Raw genomic sequence first — 21,619 nt, 5'->3', positions numbered from 1 at the left:
TTCGTGCAGATGCCCTTCGCCTAAACAGCCAAGGTTACTTGTATTTCAAGGTATCTGTTGACGAGCTTCATAATGAACTGCCATTATTTCACACAAAGACTATTCTATCATTTCTGCCTATCAATGTAAAGGACTTATATTATTTTCTTAACAGTTAAATAGTAACATAATAATCCTATCACTACTGGAATGACGCTGACAACGATGGGCTGAAATCCTGACAGCAATCCTAAGATTATAAAAACAATGATATAGACTAACAAAGCAACTGTCAGTTTCTTAAGCTTTTGCGATGCCTCTTCGTTTTCTTCCACTAACATTACTTCAAGTGGCACATCAATAGTCTCACTAATCCTCATCATATTCCGCTTATTGCGATAGGTCTCTCCATTTTCCCATTTTGAAATCGTCTTATCAGAAACATCTAACTGCTCTGCTAATTCTGCTTGTGTCAATCCATGGTCTTGACGGTATCTTTTTAAGGCTATGGCTAAAATCGTTTCTTTGTCCAAGCATACCACCTCCTTCTTAGTTTCAAGATTACCAAAATCACACTCTCTTTGACAGGAACACACTAAAAGGAGAGAAAATGAGAGTCAACTAGTCACTAGAAACTCACACACTATTGTCAACTTCCTTTACTTAACTATCAATATTATTGTAAACAAAAAACCTCCGTAGAGGTTCCACATTATTCTGCTATTTTTTCTTCGTCAAAGTAACGAATCAAGGTTTTTTCTGTCAAAATATCAGAGTAGGTGTAAGACTCAACGTAAGAATTATTGATAGCCCCTAATTCATCTGATTGTTCATTGTATTCAACGATGAATAATGATTGGTATACTTCAATTAAACGTCCTGTTTTAGTTTTTTCACGTTTACGACCATTCTCTAAGGTTAACTCAACCAATTGTCCTTCATGATTTTTGACATCATCTTTTATTTTCTTCATTTTAGCTACATCAGCAAATGCATCACTCATATCATTTCTCCTATTCCCTTAGACAATTGCTTTACACTATTGTCAACTTACCTATCAAGTTTAAAACTCTTCAAACTGAGCTATACTTGAAAATTTATTATATTCTTTTTGGAACATTAACTTAACAGTTCCACGCGCACCAGCACGGTTTTTCTCTAAAATAACTTCGACCGTATTGTCCTCTATGGCCTCTTCTGCCTCCTCACCTTCTTTACGGTAATAATCATCACGATAAAGAAAGGCAACAATATCCGCATCCTGCTCAATGGATCCTGATTCTCTGATATCCGAGAGAACTGGTCTCTTATCTTGACGTTGCTCAACGCCACGAGAAAGCTGACTAAGGGCGATTACCGGAACGCGTAATTCTTTAGCCAAAATCTTCAATTGTCGTGAGATCTCTGAGACCTCTTGTTGGCGGTTTTCAGGGCGTGTTCCTGTAATGAGCTGCAGATAGTCAATGACTATCAAACCAAGGCCGCCCTCGACTTCTTGTGAAAGCTTACGAGAACGAGCTCGAATCTCAGTAATCTTAATACCTGGTGTGTCATCAATATAGATTGGTGCTTCAGCAAGTGCCCCTTGGGCTATCATGACATTTGTCCAATCTTGTTCCGTTAGTTGACCTGTCCGTAAGGCATGTGAATCAATCATACCCTCTGCAGCCAACATACGGTCAACCAAACTTTCCGCTCCCATCTCAAGAGAGAAAATGGCAACAGCCTTATTTTGCTTCGTTCCAACATTTTGAGCAATATTAAGAACAAAGGCAGTCTTACCGACCGCAGGACGGGCAGCTAGAATAATTAACTGGTCTGGGTGTAAACCAGTTGTAATACGGTCCAAATCTCTAAATCCTGTTGGGAGCCCTGTCACATCTGATGTCTGCTGGGAACGCATTTCAAGACTCTCAAAATTTTGATCAAGCACACTGGCGATTGTCCTGAAACCACTACGATTACTATGCTCATTGATATCAATTAAAGCTTTTTCAGCACCTTCAATGATCTCTTCTGAATCCAAAGACCCTTCATAAGCCTCGTTGACAGTCTCTGTCAAGCGCTTGATGATATTACGTAACATGGCTTTTTCAGCTACTATTTTAGCGTAATACTCCGCATTAGCACTTGTCGGCACACTATTGACTAACTCAACAATATAAGAGAGGCCTCCGATATTTTGAAGGTCTCCTTGACTATCGAGAATATTACGAACAGTTGTCGCATCAATAGCATCATAGTGGTCACTGAGAGCGATCATGGCTCTAAAAATAACCTTATGCGCATATTTATAAAAGTCATCTGCCTCAATAAATTCACGAACAGTAATCAACTTATCAGGCGAGATAAAGATCGATCCCAGAACAGACTGTTCAGCTACTAAATCTTGGGGCTGTACGCGTAACTCCGGTCCCTCTACCAAAAACCTTTACCTCCTTATCATATAGTGATGCCACTAAGCTTCTTTGATGGCCAATTTAATCTCAGCAGTAACTTCTTTATGCAGTTTTACAGGAACCTCAACCAAACCAATGGCACGAATGGGGTGATCCAATGTAATATGGCGTTTATCAACCTTAATATTGAATTGCTTTTGCAGCTCTTCTGCAATTTTTTTAGCAGTAATAGAACCAAAAGTACGTCCGTCAGGGCCAACTTTTTCAGAAAATTGAACACGTGTTGTCTCTTTTTCTAATTCTGCTTTTACAGCCTTGGCTTCTGCTAGTAACTCTGCTTGATGCTTCTCTTCAGATTTCTGTTTCCCTTTTAATTCACCAATAGCTTGACTAGTAGCTTCTTTAGCAAGATTTTTCTTAAGCAAAAAGTTTTGAGCATATCCAGTTGGAACCTCTTTGATGTCACCTTTTTTCCCTTTACCTTTGACATCCTGTAAAAAAATAACTTTCATGATCTATTTCTCCTCTATTTCTTTATCAATAATATCAATTAACTGAGCTTCCAAATCAATAACAGTAATATTATCACACTGGCAAGCAGCCTGGTTAAAGTGACCACCTCCACCTAGTTTTTCCATAATACGCTGGACATTGATGTTATTGCGACTGCGTGCTGAGATAGCTGTCTGACCTGAAGCATTTTTATAAATGACAAAACTAGCTTCGATATCTGCCATTGTCAAAAGATTATCAGCCGCTTTACTTGCAATCACATTATTATAAACCGTATCCTCCGATCCGCTCGCAATCATTAAGTTACGCTTATACGGTTTAGCTTTGAGAATCAATTCATTGACCTGGCGGTACTCGTTGAAATCTGTCGCTAAAATCGACTGGATGTCGACACTATCACTTCCCAAACTCCTTAAATAACTAGCCACATCAAAGGTACGACTGGTCACGCGCGTTGAGAAATTTTTAGTATCTAGCATAATACCAGCCATAAGCAGACTAGCTTGTAACTTATTCAACTTAGCATCCTTGGCATCTTGGAAAGTAATAAGTTCACTCACCAACTCAGCAGCTGAGCTGGCCCCACTTTCAATAAAGGATATGGCCGCATTATCTGGGAAATCATCATCTCGACGATGGTGATCCACAATAATCGTCTCTCTAAACTCATCAAACAATGACTTAGAAAGCGTCAAACTGGTTTTGGAATGGTCTACCATGATGAGTAAGGAGCGGTTATCAACCTTTTGAAATGCTTCCGAAATCGTGAGTAGGGGAGTTGTGTCATCTTCTTTGAGACGTTCAATTGCTCTTTGGATATCCATTCCCATGTCATTGGGATCATAAACAACATAGGACTCAGCAACTAACTGGCTCGCAAAGAACTGCATCCCTACAGAAGAGCCTAGCGCATCCATATCCAATCGCTTGTGACCAACCACAAATACTTTGTCAACCGACTTGATCTTATCAGAAATGGCACGCATCATGGCACGTGTCCTCGTTCTGGAACGCTTGACTGTTGAAACCGTACCACCTCCAAAATAAAGAAGCTCCGCATAATCCGCATTTTCTTTGAGAACTGCTTGATCCCCACCACGAACCAAAGCAATGTTGAGATTTTCTTGGGCAATGACACCAATTTGATCATGGTGACTCTTACCAAAGGCGATTCCCATACTCAAGGTTAGAGACAACTCATACTCTTGAGCTTCTTCTCGAAAACGGTTTAAAATATCAAATTTGTCAGCTATCAAACTTTCGAGTGTTTCATAGTCTGTGAAAAAATAGAAGCGATCCATCGCGACACGACGATAAAAGATAGCATTAGCTTCAGCAAAATTAGCTATGAAATTCGCAATAAAACTATTAATCGTCGAAATATCTGCATCTGCTAGATTATCTGTAAAATCATCATAGTTATCAACAGAGATAATACCAATTACCGGCTGTTTCTTTATGGCAGCTGCACTGACTTCAGTATTCTGAGGCGTATCAATAAAATAAAAAACACCTGATTCTAAATCTAAATAAGCATTATATCGTGCTTCTCCAATGGAAATCACACGTGTAATGTTATCGTCTTTGAAACTATCTATCAAATCCAAGACAACAGGTGAGTCAAATTGACCGGTCTCTTGATCACTAAAAATTAACTGAGCGTAAGGGTTATACCAGTCGATTTCACTGGCTTTGGAATCAAACTTAACAACCCCAACAGGCATCTTATCCAGTAGGTTTTTTAAACTAACCTCCGTTTGGTCATTAAGCAGTTCAATCTGCTCATCCTCTGATAACTGATAACTTTGTTTTTGGATATAAAGTAAGGCTGTAAAACCAAAACACGCCAAAAAAATAACCAGTAATAAGCCTGTCTCAGACGATAGCAGACGGACACAAATAGCCAAAAGTCCAAAGATAATCATCCCAATCATGATGAGATGGATTGTTGCAAATCGAAATCGTTTCATGTCATAACCTCTTAAGTCGTTATTATATCACAAAAAGTCCTGAAAAACAGGACTCTTTGCATACCACTAAGATTACAATTATATTACTAAACTTACTGTTGACGACGCGCCTTGTTGTTGCCCTCCAGATAAACCATCAAAATAGAAATGTCTGCTGGATTGACACCTGAAATACGACTGGCTTGACCGATTGTTTCTGGATTGATTTTCTTAAACTTCTGTCTTGCTTCTGTTGCGATAGAATCAATGGCATCCCAGTCAATGTTGGCTGGAATGCGTTTTTCTTCCATACGCTTCATCTTATCAACTTGATCAAGCGCCTTATTGATATAGCCTTCATACTTGATTTCTGTTTCTAGAAGTTCAATTACTTTACTATCCAGGTCTTCAGCCGCTGGGCCAACAAAATCAGTTGCCACTTTATAGTCAATTTCAGGACGACGCATAAAAGCCTTAGCCGTCATGGCATCTGTCAAGGGTTTAAACCCTAATGCTTCAATACGCTCATTGGTTTCCTTGACAGGTTTTAACTTAACCGTGTCAAGTCGTGTCAACTCATTGTCAAATTGATTCTTCTTGATTTCAAAAGCATTCCAGCGCTCATCATCAACCAAACCAACTTGACGACCAAGTGGGGTCAAGCGCATATCCGCATTGTCATGACGAAGAATGAGACGGTATTCTGCACGAGATGTTAAGAGACGATATGGCTCCAAAGTGCCTTTAGTAACAAGATCATCAATCATCACACCAATGTAAGCATCCGAACGCTTCAATATGAATTCAGGCTTCCCTTGGACCTTAAGCGCAGCATTAATACCGGCGATAATGCCTTGCCCTGCTGCCTCTTCATAGCCTGATGTCCCATTAGTTTGACCAGCTGTAAAGAGACCGGAAATGGTTTTGGTCTCTAAAGTTGCCCGTAGTTGATGCGGCAAAACAATATCGTACTCAATCGCATAACCCGTCCGCATCATTTCAGCATTCTCCAAACCTTTAACCGAATGAATCAAATCACGTTGCACATCCTCTGGTAATGAGGTTGACAAGCCTTGCACATAAACTTCATCCGTGTGACGCCCTTCTGGCTCAAGAAAAAGTTGATGACGTTCTTTGTCTGCAAAGCGCACAATCTTATCTTCAATTGATGGGCAATAACGAGGACCAACGCCCTTGACAACGCCAGAAAACATGGGCGCACGGTGGAGATTATCTTTAATCAACTCATGACTGTCTGCATTAGTATATGTCAACCAACAGTCAACCTGGTCAGTAATATAGTCTTCATCCTTAGACATGAATGAGAAGTGATTTGGCTTACTATCTCCAGGTTGGACTTCCGTCACAGAATAATCAATAGTAGACCCTTTGACACGTGGTGGTGTCCCTGTTTTAAAGCGACCAATTTCAAGTCCATGCTTGACAAGGTTGTCAGCCAGTGTAATAGAGGCCAAGCTATTATTAGGTCCAGACGAATACTTAAGTTCACCTAAGATGATTTCTCCACGCAAGGCTGTTCCTGTTGTGATAACAACGGCACGCGCCCCATATTTTTGACCTGTCGCTGTCAAGACACCGACAACCTGACCATCTTCCACCAAAATGTCATCAATCATTGATTGACGTAGTGTCAAGTTGTCTTGTTTTTCAACCGTTTTCTTCATTTCTTCAGCATAAAGATGCTTGTCAGCTTGGGCCCGAAGAGCGCGAACGGCAGGACCTTTACCTGTGTTAAGCATCTTCATCTGAATATAAGTTTTGTCGATGTTTTTCCCCATCTCGCCACCCAGGGCATCAATCTCACGCACTACAATCCCTTTAGCGGAGCCACCGATAGAGGGGTTACAAGGCATAAAAGCTAGCATATCTAAGTTAATGGTCGCTAGTAAGGTCTTTGCTCCCATACGGCTGGCAGCCAAGGCTGCTTCCACACCCGCATGACCCGCACCAACAACAATCACGTCAAACGTTTCACTAAAAGTATGTTCCACTTTAATCTTCTCCATCTTTATTTACAATATGTTTCAACTGGCCATCCCAGTTTTTTAAAGCTGTTTTGAGGAAGTTGGGATTTAGATTTATATTCTCGAGATCATTGAGAGATACCCACTCGCATCGTCTTGTTTGGCCTCCCTCCTCCATCTCTGAATTTGGAGATGATAACGGAGTAACAACATAATGAAATTCAATCTGATGATAATGAGTATTTTCTAAAGAAAAGTGATTTTCAACGATAAAAGCTAGTTGACCAACCTCAATCTCAACCCCAACCTCTTCATAAATTTCACGTTTGATAGCATCCTCTGTCAACTCATTGACAAGAATTGCACCACCGAGCAAATAATACTCATCTTTTGGTGATTTAGCTAAATAAAGCTTATCATCTTTTAGCATCAAAGCTGATACTCGAACGCCAAAGCTATGATAATCAATCTTAGTACGAAAATCCATTCCTTTCCTCCAGTTAAATTGACACTCAAAAAATCAAAAATAGACGAGGCAACGTCAACGATATATCATTTTGATTCTTGAAGAGTATGAACACAAAAATAGCCAAAACTCTCGAAAACTGCAGGACAAAAAAGCCTACAATTCCCATGAGCTTTGACCATCATAGTTCTTGTTGGAAATATTGTATCAAATCTGCTTCTAAAGTTCAAACCTTATAAGCCGTTAACTTCTCTAAAAGGAGTTTATTCGTCCCGTTTTGATAAATATAATCGACAAACGTTTTTCTTCTTAAACTTTTAGTCAATAGATATTCATTAAAGTTTGGTAAAATTTCCAAAAAAGAGCGTGTTGTCAACTGATGAAGATGCACTAATTCAGTTGCTTCCTTCCTTTTACGTTCAGCATCTTGAACTGGATAGCCTGTATTAAATTCTCCTTCAAATAGTTTTTCTAAGGTATAACGCAAATTCAACTCGCCAGACCAACCAAAATTTAAGCCTAGTGGTAAAGAAACTACATTACCGTTGTTAATCCGACCAAATAGATAGGCATCCTTAGGTGTTTGAACAAATCCACAACGTAAACCTGGCAAACTATTGCAAGCCATCATCATTCCTTGACCAGAAGAACAGCCCGTTACAATAAAATCAGCTGCATTTGTTTCAATCAACAGACTAATCATAACAGCTACTTCCACATAGGTGTAGTTTTCTATTTCTTCTGGAAACACGCCTAGATTAACAACATCATGGTGTCCATCCACTACCTCACAAACTGTGTCAAACAGGAGCTGGTTGATCTCAGTTCTTGTACTAGCTTGAATAACTACAACACGCATTCTCTCCCCCTTGACATCTCTCTGTTAACTAAATATACTGACAAGCCTCTCCATCTTTATAGGCCATATCAATCATGCCGCCTCCTAGACATTCTTGTCCGTCGTAGAAAACGACAGCTTGTCCTGGTGTGATAGCACGCTGTGGCTCAGCAAAGATAACCTCCGCCTTGTCACCTTTGACCTTGACAGTTACTTTACTATCTGGTTGACGGTAGCGGAACTTAGCTGTGCATTCTAGACTGAATTCTTCAGGCATGTCACGTGTAAAGTGAATAGTTGAAGCGTCAAGTGAGGTTGACATGAGTGACTCATGATAGAAACCTTGTCCAACATAGAGAATATTTTGTGACAAGTCCTTACCCACAACAAACCAGGGAGCATTATCACCACCTTGTTGACCACCGATACCAAGACCACCACGTTGACCAATGGTATAGTACATAAGACCGGCATGTTCGCCCATATCGCGACCGTCAACTGTCATCATACGCCCTTTCTGAGCAGGAAGATACTGACTAAGGAACTCTTTAAAGTTCTTCTCACCAATAAAGCAAATACCAGTAGAGTCTTTTTTCTTAGCTGTTGCAAGCCCAGCTTGTTCTGCTATTGCACGTACTTCTGGTTTTTGCAAATGACCAAGCGGAAACATGGTTTTTTGCAATTGTTCTTGTGATAATTGACTTAAAAAGTAAGTTTGATCCTTGCCATTGTCAGCTCCACGAAGCATGCGAACAGTGCCATCTTCATCACGCGCAACCTGCGCATAATGCCCAGTGGCCACATAATCAGCTCCCAGACTCATGGCATAGTCCAAGAAAGCCTTAAATTTAATTTCTTTATTACACATGACGTCTGGATTAGGCGTACGTCCCGCACGATATTCCGCTAAGAAATACTCAAAAACACGATCCCAGTACTCTTTTTCAAAGTTAACCGAGTAATATGGAATCCCAATCTGATCAGCTACCGCTGCCACATCTTTGTAGTCTTCAGTCGCTGTACAGACGCCAAATTCGTCAGTGTCATCCCAGTTTTTCATGAAGACACCGACAACGTCATAACCTTGCTCCTTCAGTAAAAGAGCTGTTACAGAGGAGTCAACTCCCCCGCTCATGCCAACAACGACACGAGTCTTTGAATTATCACTCATTGATAATCCTCCCATCAAATAAGATACACATCTGATAAAACTAGTGATAGAGTGATTCATACTCTGATATCAGGCAGACTTCAAATAATCCCTCTTAGTCACAATCATTTTAAAATGTGCTCACTGTTAAACATAGACTTGAAGGGTCTAGTTTCTCAAAAGTCGATTTGAAGGTCGATTTTGATTGCCTCAAAGGCAGACTACATTATATCATGATTCTGCCAAATCACCAAAATGGAACTGCCAAATTGTTGACCAAATTCTGCTATAATAGAGGTGACTTTATGATTCAAGGAGAAATGGCATGAAACCTCTAAAATTTCAATCCGTATTTGATATTATTGGGCCTGTAATGATTGGTCCATCAAGTAGCCACACAGCCGGTGCTGTTCGTATTGGCCGCCTCATTCATAGTATTTTAGGTAAGGAACCTGTTGAAGTCACCTTCTCGCTATTCAATTCATTTGCCAAAACTTACCGAGGACATGGTACTGATCGTGCCCTTGTAGCAGGTATTATGGGTATGGACACTGATAATCCCGATATCAAGAACTCTCTCGAAATCGCTCAGGAAAAAGGCATTCGAATCTATTGGGAGATTCTCAAAGAAGGCGATGCCCCACATCCCAATACCGTCAAAATTCAGGTTAAAGATAACAAGCACAATAGCATGAGCCTTACAGGCATATCCATCGGTGGAGGCAACATTGAAGTCACCGAGTTAAACGGTTTTGCAGTCACCCTTCAAATGAATACTCCAACACTGATTATTGTACACCAGGATATTCCTGGTATGATTGCAAAAGTCACTGATATTTTATCGGACCATAATATCAATATTGCTCAAATGAATGTCACCCGTGAAAAAGCTGGACAAAAAGCCATTATGATTATTGAAGTTGATTCTAGAGACTGTGCCGCAGCTATCAAAGCTATCGAAAACATTCCCCATCTTTATAATGTCAACTATTTTGGATAAGGAGTACGACGATGTTTTATTCTATCAAAGAGTTGGTTGAACAAGCCCAAAATCATTATCAAGGATCCGTTGCAAAACTCATGATTGCTACAGAAGTAGAGCTTACTGGACGATCAAAAAGTGAAATTATCCATATTATGGAAAGAAATCTAGAGGTCATGCTAGCATCTGTTTCAGATGGGTTAAATGATCAGAAATCTGTCAGTGGATTGACAGGTGGAGATGCTTTAAAACTCGATCACTATATACAATCTGGCAATACCCTATCTGAAAAAACTATTTTGACAGCAGCTCGCAATGCCATGGCTGTCAATGAACAGAATGCCAAAATGGGATTGGTCTGTGCCACACCTACCGCTGGGTCTGCCGGCTGTATCCCCGCCATTATTTCAACAGCAATTGAAAAGCTTCAATTGAGCCATGACGAACAACTGGATTTTCTTTTTGCAGCTGGTGCCTTTGGACTGGTTATTGCAAACAATGCTTCAATATCTGGTGCAGAAGGTGGTTGCCAAGCCGAAGTTGGATCTGCTGCAGCTATGGGGGCTGCGGCCATAACCTTAGCTGCTGGAGGAACAGCTTATCAAGCTAGTCAAGCTATTGCTTTTGTCATCAAAAACTTATTAGGATTGGTCTGTGATCCTGTGGCAGGCTTGGTCGAGGTTCCTTGTGTTAAACGCAATGCTATGGGTGCCAGCTTTGCCTTAGTGGCTGCTGACATGGCTCTAGCTGGTATTGAGTCAAAAATCCCAGTGGATGAGGTCGTTGATGCCATGTATCAGGTCGGTAAAGCCATGCCTACTGCTTTCAAAGAAACAGCTGAAGGTGGACTGGCTGCTACACCTACTGGCCGACGCTATGCCCAGGAAATCTTTGGAGGCATCTAAATGAAGCAAATCATTTATCTTGTCCGACATGCTGAACCAAACTATGATAATCACGATGACATAAACCAAGAGTTAACCCCAAAAGGTTTACAAGATTGTCAACGGTTAATTGACTATTTTAGAGTTATCTCAATCGATCAGATTTATTCTAGTCCATACAAACGTGCTCTACAGACAATCCAACCACTGGCAACCGCAAGGCAGCTACCTATTAATACTAGGGAAAATCTTCGCGAACGTAAAGTTGACAGTGTCTGGATTGATGATTTTGAAGCATTTCTTGTCAATCAATGGCAAGACTTTACATTCAAACTCTCTGATGGTGAAAGTTTACAAGAGGTTCAGAAGCGTCAAATTGAAGAAGTTAAAACTATTTTAGAAGATAACAAGCAGCATACGATTATCTCTTCACATGGAACAGCAATAGCGACTATTTTAGCGGCATTTGACAAACAATTTGGCCTAGACGACTTTCAAAGGATTAAAACTCTATTCCCATTTGTCGCAGTACTGCAGTTTGATCACAGACAAATCCAGTCAATCCACATTGACAATATCTTTACAGGAGAATGCCATGCCCGCTATCTTATTTGACTTATACGGCACTCTTTTAAACACTGGGAAGGGAATTCTCAATTCCTTTCGCACACCTTTGAACACCATGGTATCCAATCTTTAACAGATGATGACTACTGTAAGCTAATTGGTCCTCCATTGGAAACAAGTTTTGCTCAATTTTTTAACAATCCAGAGGATATTGATAGCGCAATCAATATCTATCGGATCATTTATGCTAAAATTGGACAAGCTGACACTTCTATTTACAAAGGCATCCCACAAGTTTTAAAGTAGTTGCAAGATGATCAGTATAAGCTTTATGTGGCAACTTCTAAGAAAGAAACAATTGCAAAGGAAGTACTAGAGTATTTTGACTTAACTAATTACTTTACAGGTATTTACGGATCTCTTGATACTCGTTTTACCAAAGAAAGTATCATTAAAGCCTGTCTGACTAGGGAAAATTGTGACCCAAAAGAGACCCTCATAATTGGTGATACCGCCTATGATATGATTGGCGCTCACAAAAATAAGATCAAAGCTGTTGGGGGTGCTCTGGAGTTTTTGCACCAAGCAAGAATTACAAGATGCTGGAGCTACTGCTCTCGTGAAAACACCCTTTGATTCGTTACAAGCTATCAAAAGAGCCTGAGACAAAAGTCTATCAGTCATAAAAAAATCAGAGATTCACGTTTGATGTGAGTCTCTGATTTTAATTTCTTATCATTCTTGTATTGTATTTCAGTAGATTATTGGCCATAAGAACCAATCCCATGTCAATCTTTACTTGACGTTAGCCCCTTAGTTGACAACGCTTGTAACTCAAACAAGCCTTTATCTGCCCAAAGACAGGCTCCGCATCAACTTGATGTTGTGCGAAGATGCGACTGCCTTCTTCAGATAAAAGCGCTTGACTCTCTTTTCGTTTCAACTCTAGGTACCTCTGGTTGACATAGTCAAAAGGTAGCGTCCGTGTCTATCTTGGAAAAACTGTTGCGACCGTCAAAGACTTCTCGGTAGTATTCGTACTTTTCAGCCCGAACTGAAAAATCGTCTCTTACTTTTCGGAGAGCTTTCTTGCGTTGACGCCGCTTTGTTTTTCTCTTATCTTTCCCTTGACAGGATGCTCTTCATAGACTGATTCATATCCTCTAATTCATTTCTAAAAGAATGATAAAATCAACTAACTGTCCATAGATTATTCTTTCTTCATCTAAAGAGATAGCTTCCTTAATGAGTGGGCTAATGTCTTCTTGAAAGGTGTGACGAATGCTTTCTTGAAGTTTGGCAGAGAACTTATCCACAGCTTTCTTCCAAACAAAATGATATTTATTGGCGTTAGCTTCAATCTTAGTTCCATCAATATACAGACAGTCCAGAGAAATGAAGTCTTCCATCTTGAGACGAAGAGCGAACTCAATGAATAACTCTCGGATTAAATCCTCCATGACTTTGGCGACACGGAACCGATTAGTGGTTCGACTCACCACTGGTTGACCTGTCAGATACTGCATGACCAGGATTTCTACCATTAATTTTTCGATTTTGCGACCGGAGAAGACACCTTGCGTATAAGCGAATAAGAGAGCCGATAACAACATCTTAGGATGATAAGATGGACGACCAAAGGTATAGTAGAAGTCATCGAAACAATCTTCCTCTAGTTCATTGACCACTTTTTCAATCGTGAAGACAATGTGGTCTTGTGGTAAGTAAGAACTAAGTTCAAGTGGCAATATGGTTTGGTTTGTGTTATAGTGGATATGCATGAGTTAGCTTTTCTAATATTTTCTTAGCAACTACCCGTGGTGCTAGTTAATCTCAAAAATACAATAAAAAGCCCAAAAGGACTATACTGTAAGTGCCTAAACAAACAGGAGGTTAGTACAAATGAGCCACTTACAGTATACAGCTAAATCTCATCACTAACAATGGAATGTACTCCAATTCAAAAATTTGTCATCACTTCTACCAAAACTATTGCCCAGATTCCTTCAAACATCGGCGTAATGTTGGCTTAGTCAAAGTTTCAGATGAATCACTCCTTGTCTTGCTTTTGTTACAAGCTGAACTAGGCATGACATCACAACGCTATTTCTACAAGGTCTGTCACTTATTTCCTTGCGGGTGTCTCCTAGAAAGAAGTCGCTTCAATCGACGAGCAAGACAGTTGATTGGGTTAGTTCAAATCATTAGACAAGCCATGAATAGTCACATGTCTCATGAGACTATCGTCATCATAGACAGTTTGCCCTTACTGCTTTGTCAACCTGTTCGCAATCACAGAGCTACCATTTTTAAAGGATTAGCCGATATTGGCTACAACGCCTCTAAACATCTTTGGTTCTATGGTTTCAAGGTTCATATGCTGGTGACCTTACCTGGCTATATTCTGAATTATGTTGTGACATCGGCTTCTGTCCATGACATCAAGATGATTTATGGGCTATTAGAGGAGTGTTGGCAGTCGGTTATCCTAGGTGATTTAGGCTACCTTATCAGTGATTTCACACAGGACTTAAAACAGGAAGGTTACCATCTATGGACGCCATTTCGACAAAACATGGCAGGAGCTGAAGAACATAGCGATTGGAAGGTGTTGGCAAGGAGTTTGATAATCAGCTGATTGATGCGGTGTTAGGAGCATTCGGTATCACCCCGTTCACTTAGTCAAGCAGGATGTCCTTATGACTATGCCGTAGCTGAGAGCACCTATCGTTCCTTCAAACTGGAGTTTATCAATCAAGAAACCTTCCACTCTCTGGAAGAATTAACCCTTAAAACCAAGGATTATGTCCACTGGTGGAATCACCATCGCATTCACGGCAGTCTCAACTATCAAACACCCATGGCTAGGCGAGTAATCGCTTAACAAAAAACACTTTATAAATTTTGTACAGAAAAGGGTTGCCTTTTCATGGAAAACCTTGCAATAGTCAAGTTAACGTTATTACAAACATTAAAAATTTTGGATTGAAACATCCCAATAAACTTATTTTACGAGGAGGAAATGGACAATGAAAAAACAAGACTATATAGAAATACTTCAAGATGTCATTCAAATTGAGTCAGAAAATGGTAATGAAGAACAAGTTGCTAATTACTATAGAGATCTTTTAGCAAAGTATGGTATTCCTGCAAAACTAGTAGCTTATTCTGAAGGAAGAAGTAGCCTTATTTCCGAAATTTCAAATGGTTCTGGTCCAGTCCTAGCCTTATCAGGACACATGGATGTTGTCAGTGCTGGAAATGTTGATGAATGGATTCATCCACCGTTTTCAGCCCATATTGAAAATGATGTGATTTGGGGTAGGGGATCATCAGATATGAAGGCTGGATTAACAGCACTAGTTATCGCTTTCATTGAAATATATCAATCTAAACAATTTAAGGGAACATTGAAATTAATAGCCACTGTTGGTGAAGAGGTTGGTGAGCTTGGTTCTACTCAGTTAACTGATTTAGGCTATTTAAATGATGTTGAGGCTATTATAATTGGGGAGCCATGCAATATTGGCGTCGTTTATGGTCACAAGGGTTCTCTTAATTATAAGGTTACCTCAAGAGGTACAGCCGCCCACTCTTCAACACCTGAATTAGGTAATAATGCCATTGATCATCTCTTAGTCGCTATGACTGAAATTTCCGAAAGAATTTCTCGGAAGTCAGAAAAAATTGTAAATGACGTTTTAGGGCAAACTTTCCATAATATTACATTGGTTACAGGTGGTAGCCAAGTTAATTCTATACCAGAATACGCTAGTTTTGAAGCTAATGCAAGAACTATTCCTGAATTTGATAACCAAGATTTGATGGAAGAAGTTTTCTCAGTTATTCAGGAGTTAAACAGTAAAAACGGCTTTTATCTAGAGGCAACTATAACAGCTGATCAACCACCAGTACAGACTAATCCCAAGTCAGGATTAATTGAGACTATTACTGAAGTTGCTAATACCGTTAGTACTTTGAACCCTCAGTATTTAATTCGTCAGATGAATTCGGTGTTAGATAAAGATGAACAAATTAATTTTGAGGATTTTACTGGATTAAATCAAGTAAAACCAATGGTTGTATCAGGTACAACTGATGCAGCACAATTTATTAGAGCAAATAATGATTTGGACGTAGCTGTGTACGGTCCAGGTATGCCAACACTTAACCATAAAATAAATGAAAGATTACCTTTGGAACAATACCTAGATTTTATTGAGGCTTATAAATCCATTATTTCAGCCTATCTGATGGGTGGCAAATCAAAAGTTACCAAATAGTTATTTTCCCTTGTTGTAATTATCTGAAAAGGCAACCCTTTTCTGTACAAAATTTATAAGGGCACCTCTAAAAACTTCAAGTAGTTGTTAAGTAAGCCCTATTTGTAAGCATTATTTCCAGTAAGCTTCGCTTTCGAAGCTTACTTTTTGGACTCTTTGTCAACTGTAGTGGGTTGATGTCAGCTATATTCTAGAGAGGACCAGTTTGGTCTTCTCTTTTTTAATGTTTAGTGCAATGAGAATCCATTTTTTAAAGTTTTCAAAGTTTCTGAAATCAAAGGCATTTCGCTTAATGACTTTGATAAGGTTGTTAGTAGCCTCTAATTTTGCGTTTGAATAAGGCAGCTCAAGAGCATTAATAATCTTCTCCTTGTCTTTTAAAAAGGTTTTAAAGACAGTCTGAAAAATAGGATCTACCTCCGAAATTGTCTCTTCAATGAGGTCAAAGAAATGTTTAGAGTTTTTCTCTTGGAAATGGAAAAGTAAAAGTTGGTAAAGCTCATAATGTTCTCTCAATTCTTGAGAGTATGATAGTAGCTTTTCTAGGATTTCCTTGTTGGTTAAGTGCGCACGAAAGGTAGGACGATAAAAGCGCTTATCGTTGAGTTTGCGACTATCTTGTTGTACCAGTTTCCAGTAGCGTTTCAGGGCTCGATTTTCGTGTGTTTTTCGGTCAAATTGGTTCATGATTTGAATGCGGACACGGTTCATAGCACGGCTCAGGTGTTGCACAATGTGAAAGCGATCCAGAACGATTTTAGCATGCGGAAAAAGCTGTTTAGCCAGCTGATAATATGGACTAAGCATGTCCATAGTGATGACTTTGACGCGATTTCTGACTTGTCTGGAATAGCGTTGAAAATGGTTTCGAATAGTAGCTTGCGTGCGTCCGTCGAGAATTGTGATGACTTTTAGTGAGTCAAAATCTTGGGCGATGAAACTCCTTTTTCCTTTCTTGAAATGGTACTCATTCCAGCTCATCTTCTCAGGAAGCCAATTCTAATCGGTTTTCAATTGGAATTCATTTAGCTTGCGGATGACGGTTGAGGTAGAGACAGCAAGGCGCTTGGCGATGTCGGGCATGGACTGTTTTTCAATGAGCAGTTGGGCAATTTTCTGATGGACAACAGTTGCGATTTGGTGGTTTTTATTAACCAGAGAGGTCTCAGAGACAGCTACTTTCCCACACTTTTTACACTTGAAACGGCGTTTTTTCAAACGAATGAGGGTTTTGTAACCGGCACACTCCAGATAAGGGATTTTAGAGGCTTTCTGGAAGTCGTATTTGGTCATCTGACCGTGACAATTGTGGCATTTAGGAGCGAGGTAATCCAGCTTGGCTAGAATTTCTTTATGCGTCGTAGAGTCTACATGATCTAGAATCGTAATGTTAGGGTCTTTTATTCCCAGTAGGTTTGTGATAAAATCAAATTGTTCCATATGAACCCTTTCTAATGTGAGTTTCGTCGCTTTTCATTATAGGTCATATGGGGATTTTTTCTACACTTAAAAAGGCTCCATAATCTCCATAGAGGATTTACCCACTACAGTCTTATAGAACCTACAAAAAGCAACGGCATCAAAACCGTTGCTTTTTGCTTTAATCAGGAAGACTTTTGTCCCATACTCTTTTCAATTGATTTTTAGTATCCCCAAGCTGCTAAACCTTGAGCATTGTAAGCTTTGAGAGCTGAGTTAATTTGATCTTGTACAGTTGCAGTTGATCCCCAACCTGGCATCGTTTGGAAAAGACCTGACGCCCCTGACGCATTGCGAGCACCAACTTGACCATTTGATTCACGCGCAATGATATGTTCCCAGGTTGCTTGACTGACACCAGTTGCTGCGGCCATTTGAGCTGCTGCATAAGAACCAGTCTCGCCAGCTGTGTTGCCATTTGCTAAAGCATAACCAGTTGAAGAAGTTGTATAAACCTGTTGCGACTGAGTTTGGGGTGCGGGTGCTGCATTATAAGCAACTTCTGTAACAACTGGTGCTTGATTCGCAGCAGGAGCAGTCTGAGCGCTAGAGGCAGCTGTTTCAGCTACAACAGTTGCTTCTTCAGAAACTGTTTCCGGAGTAGATTCAGGAAGTGTTTCCTCACTTGCTGTCGTCTCAGAAGAACTTGATGATTCTTTAGAAGCTTCTTTTTTTTGTTGTTCGGTTGATGATGGTTTAACTTCCTCTTTGGAAGATTTTTCGGTAGAAGAACTCATTTTGACTTCTTCAGATTCTGCTTTTGAAAAATAACTGTTTGAGCTAAAAATACCAGTTAGTGTAAAAATAGCAGCGATAGCTAACAAAGGTAACAATAATAGTGATAATTTTTTCATTTTATAATCTTTCTTTAAATGATTTTGTACCATAATTTCATCTATATCAATAATCCTTATTCATCATACTCCTCATTTATTACTTTGAAATTGAGTTTATATGACAAATATGACAATTGCATTGTGAATTGATAAAGAAAGACAAAAAACCTAGCAAAAATACTAGGGAATTCTTTTAGTACCAGCCGTTGGCATTCCAAAATGCTAGTGCCGCACTCCATGAACCGTAGCGATCGTTAACATAAGCATCTGCTACTCTTTCTTGATTTTCAGGCGAAAGGTCGCCGTTTAGATAGGAAATGGTTAATTGATAACGTCCATAATATTGCCCATTCTGTGCAGTGTAACTACCACTTGATTCTCTTTGAGCGATCTCTTCTTTAGCAGCCTGATCTGCTGCACTCAGAGAACTTTGAGGTGAACTAATAGGTGATACAGGCGTTGTGTTTGACTCAGTTAGACCATCAATCGTCAAAGTCTGTCCCACTTCTAAATAATTAAGATTACTGATATGATTTTGTTCCGCTAATACCTGAATACTTGTTTGGTAGCGATTAGCGATTCCTGACAAGGTATCTCCTGCTTGAACAGTGTAAGTCTCTGCCCCGACTACTGATGCTAGGGATAAAGCAACTAAAGTAGATATACCTAAAAGAGATGATTTAATGACCTTTTGTTTATTTAGCATAATTGCCTCCTTTGTGTCATTGTTGGTTCATTGACAGAACCTTACTCATCTTACCGCTTTGACGTAACAAAGGAGTTGCAATTTGATTAAATTCATAACAATGCGGTATTAAACATATAAAAAAATTGAGCTGAAGGCTCAATTTTCCATAGGCTGTAACTATTTAAACAGGTGTTTTTAAGAAAAACAACAATAACCCTAATCCTAAAAAAGCTAACAATGTTAAACTGTCTTTCAACTGCCAATCCAATTGACGAAACTTGGAACGTCCATCACCACCCTGATAACCTCTAGACTCCATAGCCGTTGCTAGAGCATCAGCTCGTTTAAAACTAGACGCAAATAAAGGAATCAAAATAGGAATAATGGTTTTCACTTTTTGCATCAGACTGCCTTCACCAAAATCAACACCACGCGCTCTCTGTGCATTCATGATACGTGTAGTATCATCCATTAAAGTTGGAACAAAACGAAGGCTAAGTGACAGCATAAGCCCAATTTCATGCGCTGGAACCTTAAAAATACGAAAAGGTTTTAACAAAGATTCGACAGCATCCGCCAAACTGAGTGGCATAGTGGTTAAAGTCAATACTGTAGACATCAAAATAATTAGGACAAACCTCATAAAAATAAGAAGCGCTTGTGCAAGTCCAAAATCCGTAATCTTAATAATCCCAAAAGATACTAGAGGTGTCCCTTGTTGGGTAAAAAATACCTGAAACAATGTAGTAAATAAAATAATTCCAATCATGGGTTTGACACCGTTAATAAAAAAGGTTAGAGGGATTTTTGATAACAAGATAGCAAGGAGCGTAAAGGCTAATATAAGGCCATTGGTTAAGACATTATTTGCCCAAAAAACAATAACGATAAATACCATCATAGCTAGCAGTTTACTACGAGGATCCAAGCGATGAACAAATGAATTTCCCGGAATATAACGCCCTAATATTAACTTATCCACCGTTTACCTCCTTAATAAACTGATCAATGGTTATTGGTAAGGAGTCCATCTCATACCCTCTTTGTCTTAACCGATAAGCAAATTTGGTAATTTTAGGAACCCCTACTTGCTTCTCTTCTAAGAAGGCAACATCTTGAAAAACATCTTTAGGTTTTCCTTTTGCAGCAACTTGCCCTTTTTCAAGCAAATAAACATAATCAGCATACTCGGCAACATCATCCATCATATGCGTCACCAATACAATCGTTAGGCCTGAATCATGTAACTTTTTAAAAAGTGTCATCAATTCTCTACGACCTCGAGGATCAAGGCCGGCTGTCGGTTCGTCCAGCACTAATATTTCTGGCTGCATGGTCAAAATGCCTGCTATAGCCACTCGTCTCATCTGTCCACCCGATAAATCAAATGGATTACGTTCGAAGTATTCTTTCGAAATACCTACCATTTCAAGGGTTTCACGAGCGCGTTGTTCTGCTTCTTCTAATGACACACCAAAGTTCTGTGGGCCAAAAGCAACGTCTTTTAGGACAGTTTCATCAAATAGCTGACTTTCAGGAAATTGAAACACTAAACCTACTTTTTGTCGCACCGGTTTAATCGTTTTTGATTTTGTTGCTGCATCAATCTTGATAGAATCGACATAAACCGCTCCTTTTGTCGGAATATTGAGGCCATTAAGCAACTGCATAATGGTCGATTTACCAGATCCCGTATGCCCTATAAAAGCTGTATAAGAGCCTTTTTGGATAGTCACATCAACATCAAAAAGGGCACGCCCTTCAAAAGGGGTCCCCGCTTGATAAGTGTAGCTTACTTGTTCGAGAGAAATTCCCATAACTTATTTTCCAATTCTGTTTCTGTCATATATCCCTTAGAGGGATAGCCTATCGTTTTCAAAGCTTCTTGTAGACGGATAGTAAAAGGCAAATCCAAACCTAGTTGAATCACTTCTTCACCTCGTTCAAAAAGTTCTTGAGGGGTTGATATGGATTCAATTTCACCAGATCTCATTACGATAACACGATCACTCATTACCACCTCATCCAAATCATGTGTAATCGAAAGGATTGTCAGTTGAAACTCTTGTCGAATTTTTTGAATGGTGCTCAACAACTCCTGACGTCCCTCTGGATCAAGCATACTAGTAGACTCATCAAAAATAATAATCTTAGGACGAACAGCAATAGCTCCAGCGATAGCAACACGTTGCTTCTGACCACCCGATAGTCTGGCTGGCTCACGTCGCCTAAATGAAGCCATATCAACGAGTTTCAAGGCTTCTTCAACTCTAGTCGCCATCTCGGAGTGACTGATACCTTTGTTTTCAAGACCAAAAGCGACATCATCTTCAACGGTTGCCCCAACAAACTGATTATCAGGATTTTGAAAGACCATACCAATATCTTGTCGAATCGTCCAGATATTATCTTCCGTCAACTCCTTACCAGCTATGGTGATTTTGCCGGATTCAGCCAGTAATAACCCATCCAAAAGACGAGCTGTTGTCGATTTTCCAGAACCATTATGCCCAACGATCGAAACCCATTCTCCCGGTTTCACGTGAAACGAGACATCTTTCAGAGTATAGTCCTCTTGATCCTCTTGGTATTTAAAAAACAAGTGTGAAACGTCAATCATT

Annotated in this window: 18 protein-coding genes and 5 pseudogenes; 7 read left to right on the top strand and 16 right to left on the bottom strand. The window is 39.7% G+C overall.

Annotated elements, in window-relative coordinates; all coding sequences use genetic code 11:
• Positions 1-134: 134 nt before the first annotated feature.
• From G574_RS0106175 to mnmA, 9 genes are all read right to left on the bottom strand, one after another.
• Positions 135-512: a helix-turn-helix transcriptional regulator gene (locus G574_RS0106175; RefSeq protein WP_017769316.1), complete on the bottom strand. Its 378-nt coding sequence runs from the start codon at positions 510-512 to the stop codon at positions 135-137.
• 179 nt (positions 513-691) lie between these two features.
• Positions 692-982 carry a Veg family protein gene (locus G574_RS0106170; protein WP_017769315.1) on the bottom strand — a complete coding sequence of 97 codons (291 nt, stop codon included), beginning with the start codon at positions 980-982 and terminating at the stop codon, positions 692-694.
• Positions 983-1,042: 60 nt separating this feature from the next.
• Positions 1,043-2,404, bottom strand: coding sequence for a replicative DNA helicase (gene dnaB / locus G574_RS0106165; RefSeq protein WP_029691436.1), 1,362 nt, complete (start codon positions 2,402-2,404; stop codon positions 1,043-1,045).
• A gap of 33 nt (positions 2,405-2,437) precedes the next feature.
• Entirely contained in the window at positions 2,438-2,890 is a 453-nt protein-coding gene (gene rplI / locus G574_RS0106160; RefSeq protein WP_029691435.1) for a 50S ribosomal protein L9, read from the bottom strand.
• A gap of 3 nt (positions 2,891-2,893) precedes the next feature.
• The gene (locus G574_RS0106155; RefSeq protein WP_029691434.1) at positions 2,894-4,861 is read right to left on the bottom strand and encodes a DHH family phosphoesterase; all 1,968 of its coding nucleotides are present in this window, start codon (positions 4,859-4,861) and stop codon (positions 2,894-2,896) included.
• A gap of 92 nt (positions 4,862-4,953) precedes the next feature.
• Positions 4,954-6,852 (bottom strand): tRNA uridine-5-carboxymethylaminomethyl(34) synthesis enzyme MnmG, encoded by a 1,899-nt coding sequence (gene mnmG, locus G574_RS0106150; RefSeq protein ID WP_029691433.1) that lies wholly within the window; start codon positions 6,850-6,852, stop codon positions 4,954-4,956.
• A 1-nt stretch (position 6,853) separates the two neighbouring features.
• Positions 6,854-7,312, bottom strand: coding sequence for an NUDIX hydrolase (locus G574_RS0106145; protein ID WP_029691432.1), 459 nt, complete (start codon positions 7,310-7,312; stop codon positions 6,854-6,856).
• A gap of 205 nt (positions 7,313-7,517) precedes the next feature.
• Positions 7,518-8,150, bottom strand: a complete 633-nt coding sequence (locus G574_RS0106140) for an RpiB/LacA/LacB family sugar-phosphate isomerase (protein ID WP_029691431.1) — start codon at positions 8,148-8,150, stop codon at positions 7,518-7,520.
• A 28-nt stretch (positions 8,151-8,178) separates the two neighbouring features.
• Positions 8,179-9,300: a tRNA 2-thiouridine(34) synthase MnmA gene (gene mnmA, locus G574_RS0106135; protein ID WP_029691430.1), complete on the bottom strand. Its 1,122-nt coding sequence runs from the start codon at positions 9,298-9,300 to the stop codon at positions 8,179-8,181.
• 304 nt (positions 9,301-9,604) lie between these two features.
• On the opposite strand from mnmA, the gene sdaAB reads away from it, so the two are divergent.
• The 4 genes and pseudogenes from sdaAB (at position 9,605) to G574_RS11810 (ending at position 12,348) form a co-directional block, all read left to right on the top strand.
• Complete coding sequence (gene sdaAB / locus G574_RS0106130; RefSeq protein WP_029691429.1) at positions 9,605-10,279, top strand: L-serine ammonia-lyase, iron-sulfur-dependent subunit beta; 675 nt, start codon at positions 9,605-9,607, stop codon at positions 10,277-10,279.
• 11 nt (positions 10,280-10,290) lie between these two features.
• Positions 10,291-11,166 (top strand): L-serine ammonia-lyase, iron-sulfur-dependent, subunit alpha, encoded by an 876-nt coding sequence (gene sdaAA, locus G574_RS0106125; protein ID WP_029691428.1) that lies wholly within the window; start codon positions 10,291-10,293, stop codon positions 11,164-11,166.
• Positions 11,167-11,760 carry a histidine phosphatase family protein gene (locus G574_RS0106120; RefSeq protein WP_029691427.1) on the top strand — a complete coding sequence of 198 codons (594 nt, stop codon included), beginning with the start codon at positions 11,167-11,169 and terminating at the stop codon, positions 11,758-11,760.
• A gap of 3 nt (positions 11,761-11,763) precedes the next feature.
• Positions 11,764-12,348 (top strand): annotated as a pseudogene (locus G574_RS11810) (HAD-IA family hydrolase).
• Between the two features lie 88 nt (positions 12,349-12,436).
• Here G574_RS11810 and G574_RS12005 read toward each other — a convergent pair.
• A pseudogene (locus G574_RS12005) lies at positions 12,437-13,493 on the bottom strand (transposase).
• 121 nt (positions 13,494-13,614) lie between these two features.
• On the opposite strand from G574_RS12005, the pseudogene G574_RS10850 reads away from it, so the two are divergent.
• The 3 genes and pseudogenes from G574_RS10850 to G574_RS0106100 form a co-directional block, all read left to right on the top strand.
• Positions 13,615-14,329 (top strand): annotated as a pseudogene (locus G574_RS10850) (IS982 family transposase); the annotation flags it as partial.
• Positions 14,326-14,596, top strand: a pseudogene (locus G574_RS11310) (integrase core domain-containing protein); the annotation flags it as partial. The pseudogenes G574_RS10850 and G574_RS11310, both read left to right, overlap by 4 nt.
• A gap of 145 nt (positions 14,597-14,741) precedes the next feature.
• A complete protein-coding gene (locus G574_RS0106100) occupies positions 14,742-15,995 on the top strand; it encodes an ArgE/DapE family deacylase (protein WP_029691425.1) in 1,254 nt (417 codons plus the stop codon).
• Between the two features lie 183 nt (positions 15,996-16,178).
• Here the strand turns inward: G574_RS0106100 and G574_RS10845 are convergent.
• The 6 genes and pseudogenes from G574_RS10845 to G574_RS0106070 all read right to left on the bottom strand — a co-directional run bounded on the left by G574_RS10845 (position 16,179) and on the right by G574_RS0106070 (position 21,618).
• Positions 16,179-17,435: pseudogene (locus G574_RS10845) on the bottom strand (ISL3 family transposase).
• Positions 17,436-17,638: 203 nt separating this feature from the next.
• Positions 17,639-18,361, bottom strand: a complete 723-nt coding sequence (locus G574_RS0106090; RefSeq protein ID WP_037590655.1) for a lysozyme family protein — start codon at positions 18,359-18,361, stop codon at positions 17,639-17,641.
• Between the two features lie 142 nt (positions 18,362-18,503).
• Positions 18,504-19,016, bottom strand: coding sequence for an aggregation-promoting factor (apf, locus tag G574_RS0106085; RefSeq protein ID WP_029691423.1), 513 nt, complete (start codon positions 19,014-19,016; stop codon positions 18,504-18,506).
• 163 nt (positions 19,017-19,179) lie between these two features.
• Entirely contained in the window at positions 19,180-19,980 is an 801-nt protein-coding gene (locus tag G574_RS0106080; RefSeq protein ID WP_029691422.1) for an energy-coupling factor transporter transmembrane component T family protein, read from the bottom strand.
• A complete protein-coding gene (locus tag G574_RS0106075; protein WP_029691421.1) occupies positions 19,973-20,815 on the bottom strand; it encodes an energy-coupling factor transporter ATPase in 843 nt (280 codons plus the stop codon). The genes G574_RS0106080 and G574_RS0106075 overlap by 8 nt, the downstream gene beginning before the upstream one ends.
• The gene (locus G574_RS0106070; protein WP_029691420.1) at positions 20,791-21,618 is read right to left on the bottom strand and encodes an energy-coupling factor ABC transporter ATP-binding protein; all 828 of its coding nucleotides are present in this window, start codon (positions 21,616-21,618) and stop codon (positions 20,791-20,793) included. Before G574_RS0106070 ends, G574_RS0106075 begins: the two co-directional genes overlap by 25 nt.
• Position 21,619 lies beyond the last annotated feature (1 nt).

The sequence above is a fragment of the Streptococcus hyovaginalis DSM 12219 genome (assembly GCF_000420785.1).
Taxonomy (GTDB): Bacteria; Bacillota; Bacilli; order Lactobacillales; family Streptococcaceae; genus Streptococcus; species Streptococcus hyovaginalis.
This window is presented reverse-complemented; position numbering and strand designations above follow the sequence as displayed.